The following is a 24,480-nucleotide window of genomic DNA, read 5'->3' on the forward strand; positions in this document are numbered from 1 at the left end:
GGCTGCACTTGAAAGAAGTGCTCGTCTGGCTGGAATTTGTCGGATTCTCATTGGGTTTCTCCGTTCCGCTGGTGAGGCATGTCCAAGTATGAATCACGCGATCGTGAAGAGCCTTGACTTTTGTTAAGGCTGGAGGGGCAGCGTCGGTCGCAGGGTGTGGCAGCGCCCAAGGAGGCGTTTCTTGACATGCCACGGGAGCCTGCCATGCGGCCCTTTCTTCGCTCTGTCCTATCCTTGTTGATTTTGGCGATTGCCGGTCTCGAAATGCCCTCAGGCGCATGGGCCGGCCCGGATGGCATTCCCGAACTGACGCTTTCCGAGGCGCAGATCGGGGCCATGCTTGGCGTCCATGCGCCTTTCTCCGTGACCCGTGTAGAGGATGGGGTTCCCGGATGGACCGTAGCCTCGGGTGAGCGTGTGATCGCCTATATGGCGTCGACATGGGAGGTGGCGGAGTCCGTCGGCTATTCGGGGCGGCCCTTGGATGTCGTGGTGGCGATTTCTCCGCAAGCAACGATCCTTGGCGCGATCCTGTTGCGCCACAGCGAACCTGTCCTGACGCTCGGGATATCGGATGAGGATATTGAGACCTATGTCTTGCAGTTCAGGGGCCATGACCTTCGTCGCTCCTTTGCGGGAAGTCAGGAGGCCCTGCCCGATGTGATAAGCCGCGCCACGGTTTCCACGGGTGTCATACGGGACGGTATCCTGCGCACGGCGCGCACCCTGGCCGCAGGACGCGGCCTCATTTCCGTTGGCGCGGGGATTGACCGGCTGACCTATGTAGAGATGGGCTGGGAGGAGTTGGTCAAGGCGGGTGCTCTTGCCGAGGCGCGGGTGACAATGGCGGAGGCATCGGTCGCCCTTGTGGGGGCGAAGGTTCCGGTCGAGAGCGGGCAGGGGGATTTCCTGCATCTCTGGACCGGGTTGGTCGATCCGCCGAGCGTCGGACAGAACCTGCTCGGCCAGCAGGTCTTTACCAGCGCGGTAGGAAATCTCGGGCTTGGTGAAACGGCGCTCGTGGTAATCTCCTCGGGTCTCTATTCGCACCGAGGGACCGCCTGGCGACGCAGCGGGGTCTTTGACCGACTGACGATCACGCAGGGTGAGACACGGTTTCAGCCGACCGAGGACAGGTATCACATGGTCAAACGGCTCCGCGCAGATGGCGCGCCGGAGGTGAAGGAGATCAGCCTTTTCCGACTTCCGGCAACGGTCGATCCTTTGAAACCGATCAGGGTGGAGGTGCGTGCGACTCGCCCGGCGGAAACAGGTGGCGAGGTGGCGTTGCAGGTCGGGGCGGATTACGTACTTCCTAAATTCTTCCAGACCAGTCCGCCACCTGAGCACTCGCCGCTCTGGATCAGCGCCTGGCGGGACAGCCGCGCCGAAATTATCCTCGTGAGTGCAATGCTCAGCGCGCTTGGCCTTGTCATGCTGGCGCAGGAATGGCTTGTGCGGCGGCCAAAGCTATGGCGCTATGGGCGGATCGGGTTCCTGTCTTGCACACTCCTTGTTCTGGGATGGGGATTGAATGGGCAGCTGAGTGTTGTTCAGGTCGTCGCGTTCCTGCAATCCCTGTTGGGGGGATTCCGGTGGGAAACCTTCCTGATCGAGCCGGTGATCTTCCTGCTCTGGGGGTTCGTTGCGTTGGGCGTCCTGTTTTGGGGGCGGGGGATCTATTGTGGCTGGCTATGCCCGTTTGGCGCCTTGCAGGAGCTTCTCAACGATCTCGCGGTTCGACTGGGAATCCGGCAGATTGCCGTGCCGCAGGCTCTGCATGAGCGGCTCTGGATCCTGAAATATACGGCCTTTGTCGCCATAGTGGCGCTCTCGTTTTATTCCATGCACGATGCGCTTGTGCTTGCCGAGGTCGAGCCGTTCAAGACGGCAATCTCCATGCGCATGATGCGTGCATGGCCGTTTGTCCTGTTCGTCGTGGCGCTCCTTGTCGCCGGGCTGTTCATCGAACGGTTCTATTGCCGGTACCTTTGCCCGCTCGGTGCAGGTCTGGCGATACCGTCGAAGCTCAAGATCTTTGACTGGCTGCATCGGCGCCCTCAATGCGGGCGGGAATGCCGAATGTGCGAGACCAAATGCACGGTTGGCGCGATCGATTCTGTGGGACGGATCAACCCCAATGAGTGCGTCCTGTGCCTGCGCTGCCAGGTGATCATGAATGACAGCACACAATGCCCGATCCTCAAGCGACGAGCGCGCAGCGGCGGCGGGAACGCATAGGGCTAGGCCCTAATCTGCGGCATTTGACTTTCGTTAAGGAGTGAAGCAGCCGCAGCTGAGAAGAGAGAGTGAGCATAGTCCCCAGAGCGAACTATAGGAGAAAGACATGACGGGTTTTGGGCGCCTCTTCACAGCCGGGTTCCGTATCTTCTTTCTCGCGGCAGGGATCTTCGCGGTTCTTAGCATGATCGTCTGGGAGGGATGGCTTGCCATCCATGCGGCGGGCGGCATGGTCAACGAGATGCCTTTCTTCATGGCACCGCATCTATGGCACGCGCATGAGATGGTCTTTGGCTACGGCGGAGCGGTTGTGGCGGGTTTCCTTCTGACGGCGGCGCCGAACTGGACCGGGGCCAAGCTCGGGTCAGTGCCATTCTTCGCGACCCTGTCGGCGTTTTGGCTCGGTGGTCGGCTGGTCGTGTTCTGGTCGGGTGCCTTGCCTGAGTGGCTTGTTGCTCTTTGCGATCTAGCGTTCCTGCCTGTCCTTGCCATCCGTATTCTGCAATTGCTGCTCAAACGTCCCAAGCCACAGCAGCTTATCCTTTTCCTCGTGATCCTCTTCTTCTGGAGTGGCAATCTGATGATGCATCTCGAATGGGGCGGCGTGATCGACGATGGTGCCTGGATCGGAGTGCGGATCGGGCTTGTGTCCCTGTCGGGGCTGATCCTGATCCTCGGTGGACGCGTGACGCCAGCCTTTACCCGCAACGCGATGCTGCGTAGCGGGCGGGAGCAGGGCCTTCCGGGCGAACCTGACTGGCTCGCGCGCGTGGCGACGGTTGCGGCGCTCCTTTCGCCGGCGGGGCTCTTGCTCGGAGTGCCGGAGGATATCTGGGCATCCGTTCTGATCGTGGCGGGCGGGCTGGGGCTTTCAAGGCTGACCGGCTGGCAGGGGCGCTGGGCGCTACGCGAGCCGATCCTGTGGACGCTCCACCTGTCCTATTTCATGAACGCACTTGGTCTCATTCTTTTCGGTCTGGCGACGCTTGGAGCCGGGTCGGAAGTCGCCGCACTGCATGTCCTGGCGATCGGTGGCATTGGCGGGATGACCCTTTCGGTCATGACACGGGCGGCGCTTGGGCATACAGGTCGCGCGCTCAAGGTGCGCAGCGAAGTGGTCTTGGCCTATGCACTATTACCGCTCGCCGCATTGGCGCGGTTTGTCGGATCGGCCCTTCCCGAGTTCTACTATGCAGGGGTCCTGACCTCCGGCGGGCTTTGGATCCTGGCATTCACACTCTTCAGCGTGAGCTACCTGCCGGTCCTGCTCGGGCCGCGGCTCGACCGTTGATAGGAGGCGTTCTTGAAGGTTTCGCGTCGGCTTTTCCTTGGCCTATCTGCCAGTGCCCTCGCGGTGCCATGGGGTGTTCGCGCGTCTGCGGAAAGTCACGTGGCGCGTTGGCGCGGGCGCGCATTCGGAGCGGATCTTTGGATCGAGGTCGTGGACATGCCTGCCGCGCAGAGGCGCAGGCTGTGGAAAGATGTGAAGCGTGAGATCGGCCGCATTGCGACGCAGGTCTCGCTCTATCAACCTTCAGAATTGCGACGGCTCAACGAGACCGGGATCCTCCGGAATCCCACGCCTGACATGCTTGAGCTTTTCGAGTGGGCCGATCGTTTGCATCGCGCGACAAATGGGGTCTTTGATCCGACAGTTCAGGTGCTTTGGCAGGCTTATGAGGCGGGGGGCGATGTCGTGGCGGCACGGGAGAAGACCGGCTGGCACAAAGTGGCATTCTCAAGAGAGCGCATCCGGTTGCGTCCGGGTATGAGCCTCACCTTCAATGGCATTGCACAAGGATATGCCGCGGATCGCATCGCGACACTGCTGCAATCCTCGGGGATTGAAGATGCCTTTGTCGATATGGGCGAGATCCATGCGCTTGGGTGCGCTGCGGATGGCAGGCTCTGGGAGGTTGGAATCGCGCGGGCGAACGGGGCCTTGGTCGCCACGCTGCCCTTGAGCAATCGGGGCCTCGCGACGTCCTCGCCGGGGGCTACGCGGGTCGGCAGGCAGAAGGCGTATCACATCATGCATCCGCAGGGCCGGCACCCGAAATGGGACACCGTTGCCGTATCCGCCCGCGAGGCGGTGCTGGCGGATGGGCTCGCAACGGCGTTCTGCCTGATGGACCGGGAGGAGATTGCCGCTTGCCTGTCCCGTTTGAATGACGTGCAAATCGCTTTCCTCGGCTGAGCGCTGCCATTCCGCTCTGCAATTGACTTTCGTTAAGGAGCGACTCGGGGCGGAAAGACAGGTTCGGGCCAGTCAACAACTGCCAAGGGAAGGACACTCGCAATGCGCGAAGTCATGACCAAGAGCATGGCCCGCAATATCTTTTATGGCGGTTCCCTGTTCTTCATACTCATTTTCATCGGGCTATCCGCCCATTCACACCGCTACATCGTCACGACCTCGACGAACAAGGCGACGCTGACCGAGAGTGTCGCGGCGGGGAAACACATCTGGGAAAAACACGCCTGTATCAACTGCCACACGCTTCTCGGGGAAGGGGCCTATTTCGCGCCGGAGCTTGCCAATGTCATGACGCGTTGGGGGGTCGAGGATGATCCCGAAGGCGCGTTCGACATGCTCAAGGGCTGGATGGATGCGATGCCGACCGGCATCGAGGGGCGCCGCCAGATGCCCAACTTCAACCTAACGGACGAGGAATACCGCGAATTGGCGGACTTCCTGCTCTGGACGAACACGATCCGTGCGCAGGACTGGCCCCCGAATGATGCGGGTTGAGGAGAAACGACAATGAAATATCAAACACAGAAAATCGCCTATGCGTATTTCCTGGTCGCGATGATCCTCTTCGCGGTTCAGGTATCCATCGGCCTCGTCATGGGGTGGATCTATGTGGACGGGAACTTCCTGTCCGAGATCCTGCCGTTCAATATCGCGCGCATGCTGCATACCAACAGCCTTGTCGTCTGGTTGCTTCTCGGCTTCTTCGGCGCGGCCTATTACCTTGTGCCGGAAGAAAGCGAGCGCGAGATCCACTCGCCGAAACTGGCCTATCTTCAGCTCGGCATTCTCGTTCTCGGCACCGCCGGTGTTGTTGTGACCTATCTCTTCAATCTATTTGACGGGAATTTCCTTCTCGGCAACGAGGGGCGCGAGTTCATCGAACAGCCGCGCTGGGTCAAGGCGGGGATCGTCGTTGCGGCGCTGATCTTCCTCTACAACATCTCGATGACGGTGCTCAAAGGCAAGAAAACCGCGATCACCAACATCCTGCTTCTGGGGCTTTGGCTCTTGTCGCTGTTGTTCCTGTTTTCCTTCTATAACCCGGCGAACCTTGCGCTCGACAAGCAATACTGGTGGTACATCGTGCATCTCTGGGTCGAGGCGACCTGGGAGTTGGTGATGGCCTCGATCCTCGCCTTCCTGATGCTCAAGTTGACCGGGGTTGACCGTGAGGTCATCGAGAAATGGCTTTATGTCATCGTTGCCACGGCGCTCTTCTCGGGCATCCTCGGCACCGGCCACCACTATTACTGGATCGGTACACCCGGTTACTGGCAGTGGATCGGGTCGATCTTCTCGACGCTCGAAGTCATCCCGTTCTTCGGCATGATGGCATTCGCCTTCATCATGGTCTGGAAAGGGCGTCGGGACCACCCGAACAAGGCAGCCCTTTTGTGGTCGCTCGGTTGCGCGACGCTGGCTTTCTTTGGCGCAGGCGTCTGGGGCTTCCTGCATACGCTTCACGGCGTGAACTTCTACACCCACGGCACACAGATTACGGCTGCGCATGGCCACCTTGCATTCTTCGGTGCCTATGTGGCCCTGAACCTCGCCATCATCAGCTATGCGCTTCCGGTGCTAAAAGGGCGTGATCCCTATAACCAGGTGCTCAACATGGCGTCCTTCTGGCTCATGTCGGGCGGTATGGTCTTCATGACCTTCACCCTGACCTTTGCCGGTACTGTTCAGACGCATCTGCAACGCGTCAATGGCGAGTACTACATGGACGTTCAGGACCAGCTTTGGATCTTCTACGTGATGCGTTTCGGATCCGGTGTCGCGGTCGTGCTTGGTGCCGCATTGTTCATTTATGCCATGCTGGCCAGCCGAAAAGCCGAGATCATCGCGCCCGGCAAACCGGCAAGCACCCCAGCGGAGTGATGGATATGGACGGATCATTCACCAAACAAGCGGAGGGGGCGGCGCATGGCGCCCCCTTCTACCAGCCGCAGGCCGATGAATGCGCGGTCTTCGAGGCCGCCTACGAGAACAGGCTTCCGCTCTTGCTCAAGGGGCCGACCGGATGCGGCAAGACGCGTTTCGTTGCGCATATGGCCGCTAGGCTTGGTCGCCCGCTCTATACGGTTGCCTGCCATGACGACCTGTCCGCGGCGGATCTGATCGGGCGCTTCCTACTCAAGGGGGGAGAGACAGTCTGGGTCGACGGACCGCTGACCCGCGCTGTGCGTGAGGGAGCGATCTGTTACCTCGACGAGGTCGTCGAGGCGCGCAAAGACGTCACGGTTGTCCTGCACCCGCTGACGGATGATCGTCGCATCCTGCCCATCGACCGCACCGGTGAGGAGCTCGAGGCGGGGGACGGATTCATGCTCGTGGCGTCTTACAACCCAGGATACCAGAATATCCTCAAGACTCTGAAGCCATCGACGCGCCAGCGTTTTGTGTCGGTCGAATTCGATTTCCCGGCACCGGCCCACGAGACTGCAGTGGTGGCGCGCGAATCCGGCTTGTCGGAGGACCGTGTTGCGCCGCTCGTGCGTCTTGCAGGCAAGTTGCGCGACCTGACGGGGCAAGACCTCGAAGAGGGGGTGTCGACACGCCTCGTCATCTATGCCGCCACACTGATCCGGCAGGGTATGCCCGTCGAACGCGCCATCAACGTCGCGATGATCGAACCGCTCAGCGATGACCGGGACGTGAAACGTGGGCTCCTCGATCTTGTCACCGCGATCTTTGGGTGAGGCACGTGGGACACGAGATCGAAATCGAACCGTGGGAACCCGAGGAAACTGTCGGGAAACTTTGGCATCGATATGCCAGCCGTCTGGACGCACCTGATGTCCACGACGGAGCCCGGGTCGGCCTTTCCGAGGTCGGCGGACGGCTGGCGATCTTATTCAGGGGACTTGGCGGCGATCCCGCCGTCGAGATCAAAGCCGTCGCAGATGAGGTGAGCCAGCACCGGCTCTCTTTGCGCCGACGGCTCGGGACATGGGCCGAAGCCGTGCCGCAGACAAGCTTTGACGGAGCGGCTCTTCGCCTGCCAGAGAGCCTGGCGGTTTTTCCTGCGCGCGAGGCGAATGCCGCGCTCTACGTTTGGCTTGTGGCGATCGTGTCGCAGGCGCCTGTGGCCGAAGACTTGCCAGATGACCCGTTGCAGGCCGATCTCAAAGCGCTTTGGCGCGTCATGAAGATGGTCGAAGCCGCCCTAGAGGCCGCGCCCGGTTTCAAGGGCCTTTACATTGATCTCTGTGCGGCGAGCCTGGCCTTGCGCCAGACACCGGCGCTCCCCCTCTGGGAGAACGCGGTCGAGGCGGTGATCCGCCGGATGCTTGGCGACGTGCGCGCGCTTGATGATCGCGAACAGGTGCTTTTTGAGGCGATCAGGACCGGAAAGACCGAGTATTTCACCGCCCCCCGCGGCTACCGCCCGTTTCGACCGGTGGCCCTTTGGCCGGTTCTGCGTGAAATGGGGCGCTCCGAGGCGACGGCTGTCGAGACCTGCGAGACGGAAGGCACGCCGGAAGAGGGCGACGGCACCACCGCCAAACGCGCCAAGCGCCGCAAGGCCGACCAGATCGAGCGCAATGACAGCTTCATCCTGCACAAGTTTGAAGCGATCCTGAGCTTTGCCGAGTTCGTCAATCTCAACCGCAGGATCGAGGAAGACGACAATGACGACGCCAAGAAGGCCGCAGATGACCAGGATGAGATCGGTCTCGGGCAGATGAGCCGCGCCCCGGCGACCAAGCTCAAGCTGCACCTCGACCTCGCGCCTGAGGATGTTGACCGTGAAACCCTCTCGGACACACATACCTACCCGGAATGGGATGTGAGGACAGGGCGCTACATGCCGAACCATACGCGCGTCCTTGTCCTGCGGGCCGAGGCCGGGGTCGATGTCCCGGCCTTTCGCAGCGATCCGCACGCTGTTGCGCGTATCCATGCCGTCAGGCGGCGGTTTGAGGCTTTGCGGCCCGGCCGCATCTCGACGGTCGGACACCCGGATGGTGACGAGTTAGATTTGGAGCGCGCGGTGCGCTCGCGGGTTGACCTTTTGGCGAGCGGTGAGGGATCAGACCGGGTTTGGCGGCAGACCCGCAACGAGGCGCGCGACCTTGCCATTTCGCTCTTACTCGATGTGTCGCGTTCGACCGAAGCGGCGATACCGGGACACGGGCATGGGGGACGGTCCGTGATCGACGTGGAGCGCGAGGCGCTTGCCGCTTTTGCTTGGGGGATCGAGGCTTGTGGCGACGATTGTGAGATCAATGCCTTCTCGTCGCTGAAACGCCAGCGCGTGTTTCTGCAACAGGTCAAGGCGCTCCATGAGCCGATGTCGGCCGATGTCGAAGCGCGGATCGGCGCGCTGACGCCGGGGTTCTATACCCGTTTGGGGGCCGCGATACGCCATAGTTCCGCCGAGTTGTCCCGGCAGGCGCGGCGGCGGCGCCTATTGCTCATCATCACCGATGGCAAGCCAAACGATCTTGACCACTATGAAGGGCGTCACGGCATCGAAGACAGCCGCATGGCTGTTCAGGAGGCGAGACGCGCGGGACATGCGGTGTTCGGGGTGACCGTGGATCGCAATGGCAAATCTTGGTTTCCGCGGATTTTTGGGCGGGGCGGTTTTGCACTTGTTCCCAACCCTGACAAGCTCGTCGAGGCGTTGCCGAAAATCTATAGCGAGATCGTGGGGCGCGGATGAGCGAGACTGCCACGCAAGAGACGGGAAGCGGGCTAGATGCCCTCCCGGGCGATTTGATGATGTGGGTTCTCATCATTTCCGAGCTCTTGGTCTTTGGGGCGGGGTTGCTCGCGTTTCTTGGTGTCCGGCTGACTGACCCGGTCGGTTTCATGGAGGCCCAAGCCCACCTGCACCGAACAGGGGCAGGGGTGAATACGGTCGTTCTGGTAACTTCGGGCTGGCTTGCGGCGCTTGCTGTCAAGGCCGTCGAAAGAGGCAACGTCTTGCGCACGCGGTTCTACCTTGTCGCGGCCGCCCTTTTGGGGGTGGCGTTCTTGTGGATCAAGGGGGTGGAATATGCTGCCAAGGAGGCGGCTGGGATCACTTTCGAGACCCATCCTTTCTTTACCTTCTACTACCTCCTGACCGGATTTCATGCGGTTCATGTCGTGGCCGGGATCGTGATCCTTGGTCTCGTCGGATGGAAGGCAACGCCTCGCAATGTCGAAACGGGGACGGCGTTCTGGCACATGGTGGACCTGGTCTGGGTCCTCTTGTTTCCCATCATGTATCTCTTGGGATGATGCGATGAGTGCGACTGCTGCCTGGGGTCTTTTGATTGCCTTCTCGATGCTCTCTACGCTGATCGCTTGGAGCGACGCAAACGGACCCGCGGTTGCGCTTGCAATCCTCGTGCTGGCCTGGGGCAAGGCGCAGACGATCCTTCGGGTTTATCTCGGTTTGTCCCGGGCGCCGGGATGGCTGCGTGGATTCGCGCTTTTTCTTGGTTTATTCATGGTTGTTGCGATGGGTTTGGCCGTTGCGGGCGGTTGAGGAGTATAGGGCATGGGGTGGATCGAGTTCGGGGTTTCGATGGTGATCTTCATGGCGTCGCATCGGATACCCGCGGCCTTTGGGGTCAAGCGGGCCCTTGTGAGCGCGCTTGGGGCGAAGGGCTACATGCTTGCGTTTAGCCTTTTTTCCACTGCTCTTTTGGTCTGGGTGATTTCGGCGGCGGGCCGTGCGCCTGTGGTGGCGCTTTGGGATCAGACCAGCATGGCGCGTTGGGCCGTGAACCTTGTCATGCCCGTCTCGATCTTGCTTGTCGTGTTTGGCACGGCGGCTGCGAACCCTTTCGCGTTCGAGGGGCGCCAAGCGGGATTTGATCCGGTCAGGCCCGGCATCGTCGGGGTGACACGTCAGCCGCTTCTTTGGGCGCTACTTCTTTGGTCGGGGGCGCATATCTGGGCCAATGGCGACTTGGCGCATGTGCTCCTGTTCGGCGTATTCGCGTTTTTCTCCGTCGTCGGGATGCGGCTGGTGGAGCGGCGCAGGCGGCAGGACATGGGAGAACCCGCATGGGCAGAGCTTGCTGCGCGGACGAGCGTGTTGCCCCTAGCAGCGCTTCTTTCGGGTCGTTGGAAGCCACGCAGCGGCCCGTCCTTGGCACGGCTTGTGCTGGCTTGTCTCATATGGATCACGGCCTGGCACGCACATGTGCCGGTCATCGGTGTCTATCCCGGACCCTGATCTCGGAATGCCTTGGCGAACTGCTCTGGAAGATCGAATTCCCTGAGGACCCGCGCGCGCGCCTCGGCGGACATCTTTCGCGCGGTGCGCATCACGATCTTGTCGAGCGCTTCTGCGGATTGCCTGTCAGCGAACGGGGCAAAGTACCATGTCAGGAACACGAAACAGGCGATGTCTTCTAGGGCCTGCACTTCGGGATCGCGTTTCAGCCGTTCTTTGCGTAGCATTGCGGCCACGCGCGCTGCATCGTCTTCCGAGTAGCCCGCCTCTCGCATGATCCCGGCAATGCGCTCACCATGCCGACGGCCTTGTTCCTTGCGCCATTCCAAATAGCCGATCCGTCCGAGCGGGTAGTCACTGCGCGGCAGCAGCCAGCGCTCAACATGCTGTCCACGTGCCGCGATCTGTAGATGTTCAGACGCTTCGGGGAACAGGCGTTTAGCCTCGGCGCTCATGCGGTGCCCATAGAGACGTTCCGCAGGCTCACCGTTTTCGCGTTTCGGGTCTTGCGAATTGGCCGCATCAATCAAGCGCAGCGCAGTTTCGAGGCGGGCGCTCATGCTGTGTGCCATGAACTTGCAGGATCTTCTTCGATGAAATCGCGAAGGGCCTGCATGTCCTCGATGTCTGCAAGGTTCTGCTTGATGCGCACGCCGCATGTCTTGAGTTTGCCGAAGGCCCTGCTGAGGCTTTCGGGTTTCATGCCTAGGCGGCCTGCGATGAGCACCTTGTCATAGGGCAGAACAACACTCTGGCGGCCCATCTGGTCTTCACCGCAAAGCTCGACAAGGAACTCGGCGACCCGTTGCGCGCCGGTGCGTGCTTGAAGCGCCTCAATCTGAGACACGAGCGAGTGAAGATGTGCGAACGTTGCAGAGAGGATCGCGATGGCCACAGTCGGATCCTCGGAGATGGTGGCAAGCATGTTGGCTGCATCGACGCGCAGCACCGTGCAGTCCGTGGCGGTCTCAGCCGAGACAGGATAGGTGTCTTTGCGAAACGCGACGGCTTCGCCAAAGCTGTTGCCTTTGGTGAACGTGCCGACAACGGCCTCGGCACCATTGGGGGTAATCCGATAGAGCTTTACCCAGCCATCAAGCACGATATAGATCGCTTTCGACACTTCGCCCTGCAAGAAGATCGTCGCACCACGCCGCATCTCCACCGGCGTGGCCTTGGCCAGAATTCTCTCCTGAAGAGGTTCTGGTATGCTCTTCAGAAGCAGAGAATTCTTGGCAATCTGTTGATGGCTCTGAAGCACTTCGCACCTTTTCGTTCGCTCTTCCGTCTGCACAGAGACACCCGCGCCGGAATTCCAAGTCCACAATGCCGCCTTGAGAGAGATTACTCAAGCGCGGCCATCGGCCGGTGATCGGAAGAGTTCACCGCTGCGCAGCGAATAAACTTTCGTCGTATCGGGTCGAATGCCCCGGAGATTGCGACCTTCGTCCAATGGCGTGCGCCGCGAAAAGGTCCGAAATCTCACACATGTCAGGCACGACCAGCCGCGATGTTGTGGAGATCGGAAAATGAGAACACTCGTTGTTGAGAACGGCGACGCAGAGGGGGAGGCGCTCTACCAAGATGCCCTAGGGCATATCCAACGTAGCTATCGCGCGACGTTTGGCGCAGAGGGAGAAGCGCGCCCGGCGCGGTTGGTCGTTACGCTTGCGCCAAATGGTGAGATCTCCTGCGCCGCCGGAATCCGGCGTAGCGACGAGGGATTTTTCTCGCAGCAGTATCTCGATACCCCTGTCGGAGAGTTGATCGGGCGGATCAGTGGTCGCGCTGTGGACCCTAGCGAAATCCTTGAGGTTGGCGCTCTTGCCTGCGCCACGCCTTTTGCTGCCTACCCTACACTTCGCGCCGTGTTCGATTGGGGCCGCGCACGGGGCATTTGTTGGGGGCTATTCACAGCGACGGACGACGTGCGTCGTCTGATCCGACGGGCGCGGATTTCGCCCATTCTGCTGGCGCAGGCGGATGCCGCACGGGTGTCAGACCCGGTGCAATGGGGATCTTACTACACACATGACCCTTGGGTTTGTGCGTTTCGAGATCCAGAGCAAAGTGTGGGTGCAGATCTGTCGCGGGCGGAGATGGCGTGATGACGCAATATGTCTTCGACGCGGTATCACAACACGCGCGTGTCTCGCCGGGCCGTATCGCGCTTGATGACGGACAACGGCGGATTTCCTATGCCATGTTGGCGACTTTCCTGGACGCGACCGGTGAGGCGCTTGCGGGGGATTCTAAGGTGCTTGGGATCGCGTGTTCGGATCCATTAGATGCGGCGTTGGCCGATCTTGCGCTAAGCTATCATGGGCATACCGTGGTGCATCTGCCACCGTTCTTTTCCGAGGCGCAGATCGCGCATGTCGTGACAGCCGCGGGGATCAAGGGTGTCGTCGGCGCCTCGTTTCCGGGCGTCGAAAACCTCACGCTGGCGGCGCCGGACGCGGCTCCACCTTTGAAAGTGAGGTTGGCGCCCGCAAAAGCGGGGGGGCGGCGGATCATCTTCACCTCTGGTTCCTCGGGGCAGCCCAAGGGTGTTGTCATTGCAGAAAAACAAACGGCAGCGGCCCTAAACGGGTTGGAGCGGGCAATCGAGCCGGACCCGGCAGATGTTCATCTTTCGCTACTGCCTATGGCGCAGCTTCTCGAACAAATTGCCGGTCTCTATCTGCCATTGTGTGCCGGGGCGCAGGTGCGGTTCTGCGCTCAGGCGCTTCCGGCCCTGTTTGGCGGGCCGATGGAGCCGGTGCTTGACGCCTTTGAGACGTCGCATCCGACGACCACGATCCTTGTCCCGGCGTTCCTTTCCCGGCTTGTCGCGGCACTTCGGGAAACTGGGAAGAAGGCGCCTGAGAGCCTGCGGTTTGTCGCGGTGGGCGGTGCAGGATCTGCGCCTGCGCTTTTGACCGAAGCGATGTCTGTGGGGCTTCCCGTCTATGAGGGCTACGGGCTTTCGGAGTGTTGTTCGGTGGTGGCCATGAACCGGCCCGGGGATATGCGCCCCGGTACCGTCGGACAGTGCCTCGAAGGCATCGACGTGCGGATCGAGAATGGCGAGATTGTCGTTTCCGGGCCGACAGTCATGGAAGGCTATCTTGGCCAGCCATCGGTCACGGGAGACTGGCATACTGGCGACCTTGGCCGGATCGAGGACGGACGTTTAATCGTCGCAGGGCGCAAGGATTGGCTCATTGTGACACCGGAAGGGCGCAATATCAGCCCTGAATGGGTTGAGGCCTGTCTCGGTGCAGACCCACGTATTCCCGCGTCTGGCCTATGCCTCGCATCGGATGGACAGCTCGAGATCATTGCCGCTTTGGCGGCGAAGGTCGACCGGGGCGAGGTTGCAAAGCGCCTCGCAGACCTGCCGGTCTATGCCCGGCCAGCGCGGGTCATCTTCGTACCAGCTTCGCTTCCGGGGCTTCTCAAGCCCGGTGGGGGCATAGACCGAAGCCAGCTTGCCGAGATTTCCAGGAACTGGCCCGCAGCCCCCCTTTCCTATGACATCAAGGAGTGTGTCGCATGACAACAACAAGACCTGTTGCCCTGATTACCGGGGCCGGATCAGGAATCGGGCGTGCGCTTGCGCATGAGGCTGCGCGAACCGGGTTTGATCTTATACTTGTCGGTCGCCGCCGTGCCCCGCTTGAGGAAACGGCGGCCCTGCTCAGGGCGCAAGGCCGCACAATGCTCATTCCCGCCGATATCACGCGGGCGCAGGACCGTGAGAGGCTTGTCGAAGCTGTAGGAGCGCGGCTTGACCTGCTTGTGAACAACGCCGGGAGTCTTTGTGTCGGGCGGTTGACCGACATGAGCGACGAAGATCTGTCGCGTGTGGTGGGCACGAACCTGACTGCAACACTTCAGCTTACTCGCGATCTTGTGCCCGCCCTGACGTCGGCGCGTGGGCGGATCGTCAATATTGGATCGATGTTCGGGATGATCGGCTTTCCCTATTTCGGGGCCTATTCCGCGACCAAGTTCGCCTTGCGGGGGCTATCGGATGCGCTTCGCCGAGAGCTTGCGGAGTATAAGATCGCGGTCACCTATGTGGCGCCGCGTGCGACCCGCACCCCGGGCCAGAGCCAGTTTGCCCATCTTGTCGAACCCTTTGGCATGAAGATGGACAATCCCGAGCATGTCGCAAAGCGTGCGTGGGATGGGGTCATGGCGGGCAAGAACATGGTCTATCCCGGCTTTGGCGAACGCCTCTTTGCCTATGTGCAGGCGCTATTCCCTTCTCTCATTGATCGCGCATTGACCCACAAGGCGGGCACACCACGTGCGCAGGCCGCTCTTAATACCTTCAACACACAGAAAGAAACCTGAGCTATGAGTTACAATATCATTCGCCCAGAGCATGACGCACAATCGCCAACCGAGGCCGGCGTCCTGTCGAAGATTCGCGGCGACCTTGAGCGCGATGGATGGACCCTATTGCGCGGGTTTCATCCAGATATGGCAGCGTTCAGCGCCTTGACTACGGCGCTTTGTAAGAAGATCACCTTTGATCCGGCGCGGGAATATGGCGACGCACAGACCCAGAAGGTCGATGCTGGCACAGGTCCGATCGGGCTTCATACTGAGAATGGCAACACGCCAGTCTGCCCCGACATCGTCGCCTTCTATAGCCCCGTTGCCGCCTTTGAGGGGTCGCAGACGACGGTGTGCGACGGGCGCGCAGTCTATGAGGCGATGGATGAGGCGCAGAAGACGCGCTGGCAACAGCCGATGACGGTTGAACGCTACCTGCCCGAAGACCTTTGGAAACGCTATCTCGCGAATGAGCACCCGGCGATCACGCGCCCAGAGGAGGTCACGCCGCGCCATATCGAGGAGTTCCGCGCAGCAATCCCGAACCAGGATTTCGACCTGCTCGAAGACGGCGGTATCAACTACCGACTGACGGTTTCGCCTGTGCGGGCCTCTTCGCTTTCCGGAGGGCAGGGCTTTGCCAATGCGGTGCTTGGTCCATCGCACAACTATGCGCCGCCGCGGTATAGCTTTGGCCCGGACGAGATCATTGAGCGGGATGAGATCGAAGAGCTTCGTTCGCTTGCCGAAACCTACACGCAAGAGATCAACTGGCAGGACGGGGATATCGCCGTGCTCGACAATACCCGCGTGATGCATGGCCGCCGTGCCATCGTCGACAACAATCGCCAACTTTTCATTGGCATGGGCAACCTCTGATCCCGTGCAGAGACTTTCCAATAGCAGACTGGAGACAAGACAGATGACACGTATCACTTCGCTTTTCTTGATGGCGGTATTCGCGGCTGGAGCGGCTGTCGCCGACCCGATTGAAGGGCTTTGGCGCACGGCCCCCGACGATCACGGCGATATCGGCTATATCCGCGTGGCGCAGTGCGGATTGACCTTCTGCGGCACGCTTGAACGTGCGGAGAATGCGCAAGGTGAAGCCATTCAGCCGGATACGATTGGCCGCAAGATCGTGTGGGATCTGTCTGAGACGAAGGGCGGTCAATATGAGGGACGCATCTATGCCCCGGACCGGGACAAGGAATACATGTCGAAGGTTGAGCTTGCGGGCGACCGGATTTCCGTCAACGGTTGTGTCCTTGGCGGCCTGATCTGTCGCAATGGTGGGCATTGGGCGCGCGTGCAGTAGCACGGTCTGATTTTGCCGACTGGCAAGAAATCACTCAGGTCGCCCAGGGGCGGCCTGTTCTGCTTGCCCCAGGGGAAGGAATGGCGCACATCTCTTGGGGCGTCGTATTTCCGATGCCAAATGACCCAAGGCATTTCGCGCGAAGGGATAGGTCCATGAAGGACAGGACACTCAAACTCGTTACGCTCTTCCTTGTCAGTAGCGTCATCTTTTTCCTGTTTGATGTGGCAAGCGATATCTACGATCGGGTGATCGCAAACACTGGAACCAATGCGCTCGACCTGATCCATCTTGCCTTCGAGATCTTCTCGGCGGTGGCGCTTTTGGTGGCGATCAAGATCCTTGTGCAGCGGATGCTCTGGTTGAGTGCGCAGAACAAGGAAAAGGCCGAGTCCCTCAAGTTTCTACGCGGCGAGATGGATGCTTATGTGCGCGAGAAGTTTGAGGGTTGGGCCTTGAGCCCGGCGGAGCGCGATATTGCGATGTTTATGCTAAAAGGGCTTAGCATTTCGGAGATCGCTGTCGCGCGATCCACTGCAGAAGGCACAGTCAAGGCGCAGACGTCTAGCATCTTTCGCAAGACGGGTGTGACCTCACGGATGGAGCTGATGAGTGTTTTCATGGATGAATTCCTCGACGTGGGTCAGGCGCTCCACAGCAGCTAGATCCCGTTTGTCGAGGTTCTGAAAGCGGCTCATCTCGCATTGCGCAGGGTCGCGTCACGCCGCACGCGTGGGTGAGTTGGCTAGCCGTGACCGAACTGTGCTTTGTGCTCAGAAACGAAAAGCGCGCGGGCGGCTCACCCGGTTCTCGTTACGCGATGCCGCGCAGAAGCTCGATGAGTTTGTCTGCGTCAGCTTTGCCGAGCAGAGATTCAAATGCTGCGTCTTGGTCCTGAACCTCTTGGCGCACCTGCAGCATCCGCTTTTTGCCAAGCGCCGTGGCGAGCACATTGATTTGTCTATGATCCGCCTGCGCGACCTGACGGTGTACCAGACCATCCGAGACCATGCGGTCGACCAGCTTTGTCAGGGTAGGGGGATTCATCAGCACGATCTCTGCGAGCTGCCCCATCGTAAGCCGTTGGTCCGTCTCGAGCGTTTCGAGAATCCGCCAAGCTTCGATCTGGATGCCGTGTTCCTTTAGGCGGGCATTCAAGGAAGCTGACATCTTTCGATGTGCCGCAGCCAGAGCATACGACAGATAATCCTGGATTGGGTTTGCGCTCGATTCCATGGTGGTCACTTCTCCACGATACTCGGAATTTATTTGACTTGGAAACTAAGATCAATTGGTATGTAGCGGTTCCTGATCCGCTAGGGAAGGGTTGAACCAGTTTGAACACGCTACCAGTTGTTCCAACCGAGCTTGAGGAGCTGCGCGATGATCCAGTGTTGCGCGGCAAGGGCACCTATCGCATCGCGCTCCTCATCCCCCTTTGTGGTGCGGCCGGCCTTTGGGCCCCGTCCTGTATCTCGAGCGCGCAGGTCGCCGTCGAGGAGTTGAACAGGGCGAACGGGATTGATGGCCGCAAGGTCCAGCTCATTATGATTGATGCGGCCATGGAGGCGAGTATCTCAATCGAAGAGACCGTCAACGACCTGATTGAAACGAATTCCATAGATGCGATCGTCGGAATGCACATCAGCGCGATCCGTCAACGTCTCAGCAAGATTGTTCGCCAGCGCATCCCCTACATCTATACGCCACTATACGAAGGCGGAGAGCGTACGGACGGTTTGTTTGCTATTGGTGAAACACCGCAAGAGCAACTCGGCCCATCGATGCAGCATATTCAGAACGAGTATCGCCCCCGCAGTTGGGCCTTGATCGGAAATGACTACGTGTGGCCCAGAACATCGCATAGTTATGCCAAGGCCAAGATTCAGGAAATGTCGGTCGGTCTCGCATATGAAAAGTACCTCCCGTTTGGCCTCAAGAGTATGAGTATGTTCGTCGAGGAGATCTCCCGATCCGGCGCGGAAGCCGTGCTGATCTCCCTCGTCGGACAAGATGCTGTCGCCTTTAATCGGGCTTTCGGAAAGGCCAAGTTGCACGATCGGATGGTGCGATTGTCCTGCGCGATCGAAGAGAACGGATTGCTTGGTTGCGGTGCACAGAACAGTAAGAGATTGTTCGCGGCATCGTCCTACTTCGGGGCTCTACCGACGGATGCGAACCTCGCCTTCAAGGAAAAATACTACCGCGTCCACGGAGATCAGGCCCCTGTGCTGAACGCCCTCGGACAGTCAACATACGAAGGGATGCATTTCCTCGCAGGATTGATGCAGGGCCATGCTACCGTTTGGCGCGAACATAGCGTCTCACCTTCCTTGCCAGTGATTCACAGAAGCGGTCGCAAGCGCGCGTCATCGAACAAGAGCGAACGGGCTCCGATCTATCTTGCGCGGGCGGATGAGCTTCAGTTTGAAGTTATAAAAGAGTTATAAAACATACACTTAAACGTTAAAGATTTCCAATTCAAATTATTTACTTGAAATGGAAATCAAATTCTCCCACGCTTTCCAGAACGAATGGATCGCGGACCGCTCTGGCCGACGATCGGTCACATGGGGAGATATGCCTTGCTTTGGGTTGTCCTGCTGGTTCTGCTGGTAATCGTCGCGTTGGTCGCGATTTGGTTTCTTCAACGCTACTATGCAAAAGCCACTCTCGATACCGCACTGGTGAGAACGGGTTTTGGCGGGTCGCGTGTCATTACGGATGGCGGGTGCCTGTCGCTGCCTATCTTGCACCAGGTGCAGAAAGTTTCGATGGGCGCGCTCACCTTCGATATCAACCGCGAGGGACGAGATGCCGTCCTGACCCGCGACAAGATGCGGGCCGATGTTCAGTTTGAATTCGAGCTTCGCGTTGCCCCGACCAAGGAGGGCATCTCAACCGCGGCGCAGGCGTTGGGATCGCGGATTGCCCGTGGCGGCGACACGGTCAAGGATGTCTTTGCCGGCTCCCTTGTCGATGCGATCCAACGGGCCGCCGCGGTGCGCACCCTCGAAGAGATTCACCTCGACCGCTCTGGTTTCTCCGATGACGTCGCCAAGGCGATTGAGGCTCAGGCGGCCAAGTTCGGCCTCACGCTTGTGTCGGCCTCCCTCCTCGCCGTGGATCAGAGCGACCTGAGCCAGTGGAACGAGAATAACGCCTTCAACGCACAAGGGATGCGGCAACTGGCGGAGTTGGTGGCGGATCAGCGCAAGGAACGCATTCGCATCGAGACGGAGGCCGAAGTCGCCGTGCGCGAAAGCCACCTTGCCCAGCATCAGCGGCAACTCGAACTGCAACGCGCTGAGCGTGAAGCCGAGATCGCCCTTCAAGAGCATCTTGCCAAGCTTGAGGCCGACGCCAAGTCCCGAGAAAACCGGGCGCGCGATGAAGCCAAGCTCGCCAGCGAGACAACCCGGATTGAGAATGAGAAGCGCATGAAGGCAACGCAGGTCGAAAGCGACGAAGCGCTGCGCAAGGCCGAGATGGCCGCTATTCGGATGCTCGAGGAAGAGAAGATCAACAACGACATCCGTATCGCCAAGAAACGCGCCCAAGAAGCCGAAGCACGCGCCGAAGAAGAAGAGGCGCGGGCAAAAGTCATCCTTGCCGCCGAGCGTGTGCAGGCCCAGAAGGAGCGCGCCATTGCAGAGCGCGAACGCGAGATCGCCCACCTGAAGCAGGAAAAAGAACTTTCGCTCGAAGGTGCCAAGGTCAAACGCGATGTTGAGACGCTTCTTGAGAAGGCCAAGGCCGACGCCGCAGTGAAGACCAAGGCCAGCGAGGCTGAGCGTGCCCGAATGGAAGCGGAGGCCGCCGGACGTGTGGCGTTGAACCAGGCCGAGAATACGCTTGGTGACGCCGTGATCCGGATGCGCCTCGAAGAGCGCAAGCTCGATCGCCTCCCCGAGATCATGACCCAGATGATGAAGCCGGTTGAGAAGATCGACTCGATCAAGATCAACCAGATTTCCGGCGCGGGCGGTGTGTCTAATGGATCGGGCGAAGGCGTTGATGGCGCATTCGGCGCCGCCATGGACCAGATCCTTGGCATGGCCGTGCGCTTGCCTGCGATGAAACAGATGGGCGAGGAGATCGGGCTTGATTTCGATGCCAACCTCGCCGGGCGGACCGCGGACTACGCCAACCGTATCAAAGACAAACCAAAGACCGAGAAGTGACGGGCGAACCGTCCAGACCCCCAACCGGACCTACAACAGGAAGGAAAATGAAATGTCACTGAACCGCCGAAACTTCTTGGCAAGCACCGCGGCCTTCGCAGGCGCAACGATGCTGCCCCGAGTGGCCCTTGCCGCTGACACGATCAAGATGGGGTCGATCCTCGACACCTCTGGTATTTTCGATGCCTATGGCAAACCGATGGACATGGCGATGCGCCTCGCCGTCGATGAGATCAATGCCTCTGGTGGCCTTCTCGGCAAGCAGGTCGAGGTCTCTGCCTACGATACGCAATCGGACATGGCGCTCTACTCGCAATACGGCCAGCAATTGACCCGCCAGGACAAGGTCGATGTCGTGCATGGCGGTATTCTTTCCGCTTCGCGCGAGGCCATTCGCCAGACGATGCGCAAGACCAAGACGCTCTATTTCTACAACGTGCTCTACGAGGGCGGTGTCTGTGACCGGAACATCTTTATCAACGGTGTCACCCCGGCCCAACAGGTCGAGGCCCTCGTGCCCTACGCCATGGGTAAATCCGGCAAGAAGGTCTACATCCTCGCGGCCGACTATAACTATGGTCAAATCACGGCGCGTTGGATTCAGAAATTCGTGGCCGACAATGGCGGCGAGACCGTCGGCGTCGATTTCTTCCCGCTGGATGTGAGCGACTTTGGCTCGACCATCGCGAAGATCCAGTCGGTCGGCCCCGACCTCGTCATTGCCCCCCTTGTTGGTGGCGCGCACCTGTCGTTCTTCCGCCAATGGGCCGCCGCTGGCATGAAGGACCGTATTCCTCTCGCTTCGACGACGCTCGGCGTCGGCAACGAGCACAAGGTCCTGACCCCGGAAGAGGGCAACGGCATCATGGTCGCCTACAACTACAGCCAGGAACTCGACACCCCCGAGAACGCCGCCTTCAAAGAGAAATGGGCCGCCGCCTATGGCGATAGTAACCTGATCCACGAGATCTCTGTATCGCACTATCAGGGCATCCTGACCTGGGCCGAAGCGGTCCGGCAAGCGGGCTCGCACGAACGCGGCGCCGTGATCGAAACGCTTGAGTCGGGCCTTTCGATCAATGGCCCGGCAGGCAAGGTCACGGTCGATCCCAAGACACACCACGCCGTTCTCGACGTGCATCTCATGGAGTTCGAGAACCAAGGCATGAAAGTCGTCGAAACGCTTCCGCAGCGCCAGCCGATCGACACCCAGGCCGTCTGCGATCTCGAGGCCAATCCGAACGACAATACGCAATACGAAATCGAAATCTGACCTCCCACAGATTTTTGGCGGGGCGGCCACGTCGCCCCGCTGACCTTGGCTGCTCTTCCCCTATTCCAACGGACTCTCATTCCCATGGATTTAACCGTCGTCATACTTGTCGAAATGCTCTACGCGGTGGCCTCGCTGGTCCTCATCAGCGCCGGTCTCGCGGTTGTCTTTGGCATGATGAAAGTGATCAACCTCGCCCATGGCGAATTCATGATGATGGGCGGATACGCGACCATCACCGCCGTGAACCTTGGTGTGAACATCTTTATTGCAATGCTTGTGATCGCGCCGATCGTCGTTGGGTTGATCGGTCTCGTGGTGGAACGGTTGGTGATCCGCCATCTCTACGGGCGGCTCGTCGATACGATGCTGGCAACCTGGGGGCTGAGCCTCTTCTTCATCGGCCTTGCCACCATGATTTTCGGCAATACGACGACCGGCATCTCGACGCCGATCCCCGGTTTTGCCATCGGCAACTACCAGATCAACGGCTACAACTTCTTCATCATCGTGGTCGCCATCCTGCTGCTGATCGGGATGCTGACGATCCTCAAGGCGACACGCGCTGGTCTCATCGCGCGCGGCACGATGCAACGCTCTGATATGGCGGCGGCGCTGGGCTATAGCCCTGACCGCATCTACATGGCGACCTTCTTCTGCGGCTCTGCCCTCTCCGGGCTGGCGGGCGCGGTCCTAGCCCCTCTGGTCGGCCTCGTCCCGACATCGGGCGGGGCCTATATCGCCAAGGCCTTCATCACGGTGATCGCGGGTGGCCCCTCCCTCATCGCGGGACTCTTCTCGAGCGCGGGCATCTTCGGTGTCGTGAACCAAGTCTTCACCTTCGCCGTCTCTCCGGTCATCGGCGAAGTCGCCCTTCTCGTGGCCGCCGTCGTCCTTCTGCGTCTTCTGCCGCAGGGCATTACCGGCAAATTCTTCAAGGGGAAGCTGTGATGCAAGGGAGCCTTTCAAGAGACGCCATTACGACCATCCTCGTCACCGCGGTCCTGATCTGGGTCATGCCGTTCCTCATCGGCACCTATACGCTGACCGTCCTGATCGTCTACGGAATGCTCGGGCTGAGCCTCGGGTTGATTTGGGGCTTCGGCGGAATCCTCTGCTTTGGTCAGGCTGCCTTCTTCGGTCTGGGTGCCTATACCTATGCCATCGCCGCGATCAATATAGGGGAAAGCACGCTTCCGATGATCCTCGCCGTACTCGTGCCCGGGCTCTTTGCGGCGCTTCTCGGAGCGATGATGTTCTATGGACGGCTGAACGACGTTTACCTTGGCGTCATTACGCTGGTGGTCACGCTGATCCTTTTCAAGTTCATCAACTCGACCGCGGGACCGCAATACGTGATCGGCAACGCGCGTCTTGGTGGGTTCAACGGCATCCCCGGCTTCCAGACCCTGAACATTCCCGGTCGCCCGGAGGACTACATCTGGGGCGATAGCTATTTCTATGTCTGTGCAATCCTGCTCGGTCTGGTGTTCTTCCTCGTATCCGCCCTGCTGCGATCGAGCTTCGGCCGCATCGCCGTTGGCATCCGCGAGAACGAAACCCGCATGTCCCTCATGGGATATGACGTGCGCATTCGCAAAACCGTTCTCTTCGCCACCGGCGCAGCCATCGCGGGACTGGCGGGCGCGCTTTTCGCCAACTGGGCCGAGATCGTCACCCCGAGCCTGTTTTCCCTCGGCCAATCCGCCGAGATCATCATCTGGTGCATCGTCGGCGGGCTTGGCACGCGCTTTGGCCCGATCCTTGGTGCCGCCGGGCTGGCCTACCTGAAATTCCTCTTGGGGCAACAATCCATGATCGACAACACGCTGATCACCGGTCTGATCCTCGTCCTTTTCGTTCTTTTCCTGCCCAAGGGTGTCGTCCCGGCGCTGGTGGGTCTTTGGAAAGTAAGCTTTGGCCGCCGCCCCCTGGGCCGCATCCACCAGCAACGCCGCATGAGAAACAGGGAGCTTCAGAATGGCTGAAACTGTTCTCGAAACCCATGGCCTCACGATGCGCTTTGGTGGCGTGGTCGCATCCAACAATGTTGATTTTAAACTCCGCGCGCGGGAGTTGCGCTGTCTGATCGGCCCGAACGGAGCCGGGAAATCCACCTTCTTCAAATGCGTCACCGGATTACAGACCCCAACCGAGGGCGAAGTCTACATGCGCGGCATCGAAACGACCCAATGGATGCCGCATCAGATCGCCTCGCTCGGCGTCGGCATCAAGACACAGACGCCGAACGTGATGGATAGCCTGAGCGTGTTCGAAAACATCTGGCTCGCCGCGCGCAGGTTTCATGATGTGCAAGACGCTAACCGGAAGACGCAGGAAATCATTGATCGCCTCGCGCTTGGATCAATCGCGCGGGACGATCTTGGGCGTCTCGCCCACGGCGAACGGCAGCGGGTCGAGCTTGGCCTCGTGGCGGTCGGCGATCCGTGGCTGGTGTTGCTCGACGAACCTGCTGCGGGGATGAGCGCCGAGGACGTGGAACGTATGACGGCCATCATCCACGAACTCAACAAGACCGCGGCGATCATCATTGTCGAGCATGACATGCAGTTCATTCGCTCGATTGCCGAGATGGTGACGGTTTTCCACCAGGGAGAAGTGTTGATGGAAGATCACGTAGACCGCGTCATGTCGGACCCCACGGTTCGCAATGTCTATCTTGGAAAGAAGGCCTGA

The 24,480-nt window shown here is 59.9% G+C and carries 25 protein-coding genes; 22 read left to right on the plus strand and 3 right to left on the minus strand.

The window, feature by feature from the left end; translation table 11 throughout:
- Positions 1 to 204 precede the first annotated feature (204 nt).
- The 10 genes from R1W01_RS14845 to R1W01_RS14890 all read left to right on the plus strand — a co-directional run bounded on the left by R1W01_RS14845 (position 205) and on the right by R1W01_RS14890 (position 10,679).
- The gene (locus R1W01_RS14845) at positions 205 to 2,241 is read left to right on the plus strand and encodes a NosR/NirI family protein (protein ID WP_297759323.1); all 2,037 of its coding nucleotides are present in this window, start codon (positions 205 to 207) and stop codon (positions 2,239 to 2,241) included.
- A gap of 106 nt (positions 2,242 to 2,347) precedes the next feature.
- A complete protein-coding gene (locus R1W01_RS14850) occupies positions 2,348 to 3,532 on the plus strand; it encodes an NnrS family protein (protein ID WP_297759326.1) in 1,185 nt (394 codons plus the stop codon).
- Between the two features lie 99 nt (positions 3,533 to 3,631).
- Entirely contained in the window at positions 3,632 to 4,438 is an 807-nt protein-coding gene (locus R1W01_RS14855) for an FAD:protein FMN transferase (RefSeq protein WP_297759329.1), read from the plus strand.
- Between the two features lie 102 nt (positions 4,439 to 4,540).
- Complete coding sequence (locus R1W01_RS14860; protein WP_243613346.1) at positions 4,541 to 4,993, plus strand: c-type cytochrome; 453 nt, start codon at positions 4,541 to 4,543, stop codon at positions 4,991 to 4,993.
- 12 nt (positions 4,994 to 5,005) lie between these two features.
- Positions 5,006 to 6,379, plus strand: coding sequence for a cbb3-type cytochrome c oxidase subunit I (locus tag R1W01_RS14865; RefSeq protein ID WP_297759334.1), 1,374 nt, complete (start codon positions 5,006 to 5,008; stop codon positions 6,377 to 6,379).
- On the plus strand, positions 6,379 to 7,200 hold the full coding sequence (locus tag R1W01_RS14870; protein ID WP_317275295.1) for a CbbQ/NirQ/NorQ/GpvN family protein: 822 nt from the start codon (positions 6,379 to 6,381) through the stop codon (positions 7,198 to 7,200). The genes R1W01_RS14865 and R1W01_RS14870 overlap by 1 nt, the downstream gene beginning before the upstream one ends.
- A gap of 5 nt (positions 7,201 to 7,205) precedes the next feature.
- Positions 7,206 to 9,170 (plus strand): nitric oxide reductase activation protein NorD, encoded by a 1,965-nt coding sequence (locus R1W01_RS14875; RefSeq protein WP_297759341.1) that lies wholly within the window; start codon positions 7,206 to 7,208, stop codon positions 9,168 to 9,170.
- Positions 9,167 to 9,733, plus strand: coding sequence for a cytochrome c oxidase subunit 3 (locus tag R1W01_RS14880; RefSeq protein ID WP_243613350.1), 567 nt, complete (start codon positions 9,167 to 9,169; stop codon positions 9,731 to 9,733). The genes R1W01_RS14875 and R1W01_RS14880 overlap by 4 nt, the downstream gene beginning before the upstream one ends.
- 4 nt (positions 9,734 to 9,737) lie before the next feature.
- Positions 9,738 to 9,983 carry a cytochrome C oxidase subunit IV family protein gene (locus R1W01_RS14885; protein ID WP_297759344.1) on the plus strand — a complete coding sequence of 82 codons (246 nt, stop codon included), beginning with the start codon at positions 9,738 to 9,740 and terminating at the stop codon, positions 9,981 to 9,983.
- A 12-nt stretch (positions 9,984 to 9,995) separates the two neighbouring features.
- On the plus strand, positions 9,996 to 10,679 hold the full coding sequence (locus tag R1W01_RS14890; RefSeq protein WP_297759348.1) for an NnrU family protein: 684 nt from the start codon (positions 9,996 to 9,998) through the stop codon (positions 10,677 to 10,679).
- Here R1W01_RS14890 and R1W01_RS14895 read toward each other — a convergent pair.
- The gene (locus R1W01_RS14895; RefSeq protein ID WP_297759351.1) at positions 10,664 to 11,251 is read right to left on the minus strand and encodes a DUF4202 domain-containing protein; all 588 of its coding nucleotides are present in this window, start codon (positions 11,249 to 11,251) and stop codon (positions 10,664 to 10,666) included. The genes R1W01_RS14890 and R1W01_RS14895 overlap by 16 nt on opposite strands.
- Entirely contained in the window at positions 11,236 to 11,838 is a 603-nt protein-coding gene (locus tag R1W01_RS14900; protein ID WP_297759353.1) for a Crp/Fnr family transcriptional regulator, read from the minus strand. Before R1W01_RS14900 ends, R1W01_RS14895 begins: the two co-directional genes overlap by 16 nt.
- Positions 11,839 to 12,208: 370 nt before the next feature.
- Here R1W01_RS14900 and R1W01_RS14905 point away from each other — a divergent pair, with 370 nt between their 5' ends.
- The 6 genes from R1W01_RS14905 (at position 12,209) to R1W01_RS14930 (ending at position 16,991) form a co-directional block, all read left to right on the plus strand.
- Positions 12,209 to 12,787: a thermostable hemolysin gene (locus R1W01_RS14905; protein ID WP_243613355.1), complete on the plus strand. Its 579-nt coding sequence runs from the start codon at positions 12,209 to 12,211 to the stop codon at positions 12,785 to 12,787.
- Complete coding sequence (locus tag R1W01_RS14910) at positions 12,787 to 14,220, plus strand: AMP-binding protein (protein ID WP_297759358.1); 1,434 nt, start codon at positions 12,787 to 12,789, stop codon at positions 14,218 to 14,220. The genes R1W01_RS14905 and R1W01_RS14910 overlap by 1 nt, the downstream gene beginning before the upstream one ends.
- Entirely contained in the window at positions 14,217 to 15,023 is an 807-nt protein-coding gene (locus tag R1W01_RS14915) for an SDR family NAD(P)-dependent oxidoreductase (protein ID WP_297759361.1), read from the plus strand. The genes R1W01_RS14910 and R1W01_RS14915 overlap by 4 nt, the downstream gene beginning before the upstream one ends.
- 3 nt (positions 15,024 to 15,026) lie before the next feature.
- Entirely contained in the window at positions 15,027 to 15,887 is an 861-nt protein-coding gene (locus tag R1W01_RS14920; protein ID WP_297759364.1) for a TauD/TfdA family dioxygenase, read from the plus strand.
- A 43-nt stretch (positions 15,888 to 15,930) separates the two neighbouring features.
- Positions 15,931 to 16,326: a DUF2147 domain-containing protein gene (locus tag R1W01_RS14925; RefSeq protein WP_297759367.1), complete on the plus strand. Its 396-nt coding sequence runs from the start codon at positions 15,931 to 15,933 to the stop codon at positions 16,324 to 16,326.
- 155 nt (positions 16,327 to 16,481) lie between these two features.
- Complete coding sequence (locus tag R1W01_RS14930) at positions 16,482 to 16,991, plus strand: helix-turn-helix transcriptional regulator (RefSeq protein WP_297759370.1); 510 nt, start codon at positions 16,482 to 16,484, stop codon at positions 16,989 to 16,991.
- Between the two features lie 148 nt (positions 16,992 to 17,139).
- On the opposite strand, the gene R1W01_RS14935 is transcribed toward R1W01_RS14930, so the two are convergent.
- Positions 17,140 to 17,496: a MarR family winged helix-turn-helix transcriptional regulator gene (locus R1W01_RS14935; protein ID WP_297759372.1), complete on the minus strand. Its 357-nt coding sequence runs from the start codon at positions 17,494 to 17,496 to the stop codon at positions 17,140 to 17,142.
- Between the two features lie 167 nt (positions 17,497 to 17,663).
- On the opposite strand from R1W01_RS14935, the gene R1W01_RS14940 reads away from it, so the two are divergent.
- From R1W01_RS14940 to R1W01_RS14965, 6 genes are all read left to right on the plus strand, one after another.
- Complete coding sequence (locus tag R1W01_RS14940; RefSeq protein ID WP_297759375.1) at positions 17,664 to 18,776, plus strand: substrate-binding domain-containing protein; 1,113 nt, start codon at positions 17,664 to 17,666, stop codon at positions 18,774 to 18,776.
- Positions 18,777 to 18,911: 135 nt separating this feature from the next.
- Complete coding sequence (locus tag R1W01_RS14945; protein ID WP_317275296.1) at positions 18,912 to 20,510, plus strand: flotillin family protein; 1,599 nt, start codon at positions 18,912 to 18,914, stop codon at positions 20,508 to 20,510.
- A 52-nt stretch (positions 20,511 to 20,562) separates the two neighbouring features.
- Complete coding sequence (locus R1W01_RS14950; RefSeq protein ID WP_317275297.1) at positions 20,563 to 21,783, plus strand: transporter substrate-binding protein; 1,221 nt, start codon at positions 20,563 to 20,565, stop codon at positions 21,781 to 21,783.
- 84 nt (positions 21,784 to 21,867) lie between these two features.
- Positions 21,868 to 22,734, plus strand: coding sequence for a branched-chain amino acid ABC transporter permease (locus tag R1W01_RS14955; protein ID WP_243613365.1), 867 nt, complete (start codon positions 21,868 to 21,870; stop codon positions 22,732 to 22,734).
- The gene (locus tag R1W01_RS14960) at positions 22,734 to 23,771 is read left to right on the plus strand and encodes a branched-chain amino acid ABC transporter permease (protein WP_297759385.1); all 1,038 of its coding nucleotides are present in this window, start codon (positions 22,734 to 22,736) and stop codon (positions 23,769 to 23,771) included. The genes R1W01_RS14955 and R1W01_RS14960 overlap by 1 nt, the downstream gene beginning before the upstream one ends.
- Positions 23,764 to 24,480, plus strand: coding sequence for an ABC transporter ATP-binding protein (locus R1W01_RS14965; protein ID WP_243613367.1), 717 nt, complete (start codon positions 23,764 to 23,766; stop codon positions 24,478 to 24,480). Before R1W01_RS14960 ends, R1W01_RS14965 begins: the two co-directional genes overlap by 8 nt.

Origin of the sequence: Shimia sp. FJ5 (assembly GCF_032918335.1) — a bacterium.
In the GTDB taxonomy this organism is placed as follows: domain Bacteria; phylum Pseudomonadota; class Alphaproteobacteria; order Rhodobacterales; family Rhodobacteraceae; genus Shimia; species Shimia aestuarii_A.

What these genes read in the sequence shown, in the direction of transcription:
- R1W01_RS14955 (WP_243613365.1), top strand. Translation starts at nt 21,868, where the DNA reads ATGGATTTAACCGTCGTCATACTTGTCGAAATGCTCTACGCGGTGGCC.
- R1W01_RS14960 (WP_297759385.1), top strand. Translation starts at nt 22,734, where the DNA reads ATGCAAGGGAGCCTTTCAAGAGACGCCATTACGACCATCCTCGTCACC.
- R1W01_RS14850 (WP_297759326.1), top strand. Translation starts at nt 2,348, where the DNA reads ATGACGGGTTTTGGGCGCCTCTTCACAGCCGGGTTCCGTATCTTCTTT.
- R1W01_RS14845 (WP_297759323.1), top strand. Translation starts at nt 205, where the DNA reads ATGCGGCCCTTTCTTCGCTCTGTCCTATCCTTGTTGATTTTGGCGATT.
- R1W01_RS14965 (WP_243613367.1), top strand. Translation starts at nt 23,764, where the DNA reads ATGGCTGAAACTGTTCTCGAAACCCATGGCCTCACGATGCGCTTTGGT.
- R1W01_RS14900 (WP_297759353.1), bottom strand. Translation starts at nt 11,838, where the DNA reads ATGCGGCGTGGTGCGACGATCTTCTTGCAGGGCGAAGTGTCGAAAGCG.
- R1W01_RS14950 (WP_317275297.1), top strand. Translation starts at nt 20,563, where the DNA reads ATGTCACTGAACCGCCGAAACTTCTTGGCAAGCACCGCGGCCTTCGCA.
- R1W01_RS14905 (WP_243613355.1), top strand. Translation starts at nt 12,209, where the DNA reads ATGAGAACACTCGTTGTTGAGAACGGCGACGCAGAGGGGGAGGCGCTC.
- R1W01_RS14915 (WP_297759361.1), top strand. Translation starts at nt 14,217, where the DNA reads ATGACAACAACAAGACCTGTTGCCCTGATTACCGGGGCCGGATCAGGA.
- R1W01_RS14930 (WP_297759370.1), top strand. Translation starts at nt 16,482, where the DNA reads ATGAAGGACAGGACACTCAAACTCGTTACGCTCTTCCTTGTCAGTAGC.
- R1W01_RS14865 (WP_297759334.1), top strand. Translation starts at nt 5,006, where the DNA reads ATGAAATATCAAACACAGAAAATCGCCTATGCGTATTTCCTGGTCGCG.
- R1W01_RS14935 (WP_297759372.1), bottom strand. Translation starts at nt 17,496, where the DNA reads ATGTCAGCTTCCTTGAATGCCCGCCTAAAGGAACACGGCATCCAGATC.
- R1W01_RS14890 (WP_297759348.1), top strand. Translation starts at nt 9,996, where the DNA reads ATGGGGTGGATCGAGTTCGGGGTTTCGATGGTGATCTTCATGGCGTCG.
- R1W01_RS14925 (WP_297759367.1), top strand. Translation starts at nt 15,931, where the DNA reads ATGACACGTATCACTTCGCTTTTCTTGATGGCGGTATTCGCGGCTGGA.
- R1W01_RS14860 (WP_243613346.1), top strand. Translation starts at nt 4,541, where the DNA reads ATGCGCGAAGTCATGACCAAGAGCATGGCCCGCAATATCTTTTATGGC.
- R1W01_RS14880 (WP_243613350.1), top strand. Translation starts at nt 9,167, where the DNA reads ATGAGCGAGACTGCCACGCAAGAGACGGGAAGCGGGCTAGATGCCCTC.
- R1W01_RS14870 (WP_317275295.1), top strand. Translation starts at nt 6,379, where the DNA reads ATGGATATGGACGGATCATTCACCAAACAAGCGGAGGGGGCGGCGCAT.
- R1W01_RS14920 (WP_297759364.1), top strand. Translation starts at nt 15,027, where the DNA reads ATGAGTTACAATATCATTCGCCCAGAGCATGACGCACAATCGCCAACC.
- R1W01_RS14885 (WP_297759344.1), top strand. Translation starts at nt 9,738, where the DNA reads ATGAGTGCGACTGCTGCCTGGGGTCTTTTGATTGCCTTCTCGATGCTC.
- R1W01_RS14895 (WP_297759351.1), bottom strand. Translation starts at nt 11,251, where the DNA reads ATGGCACACAGCATGAGCGCCCGCCTCGAAACTGCGCTGCGCTTGATT.
- R1W01_RS14910 (WP_297759358.1), top strand. Translation starts at nt 12,787, where the DNA reads ATGACGCAATATGTCTTCGACGCGGTATCACAACACGCGCGTGTCTCG.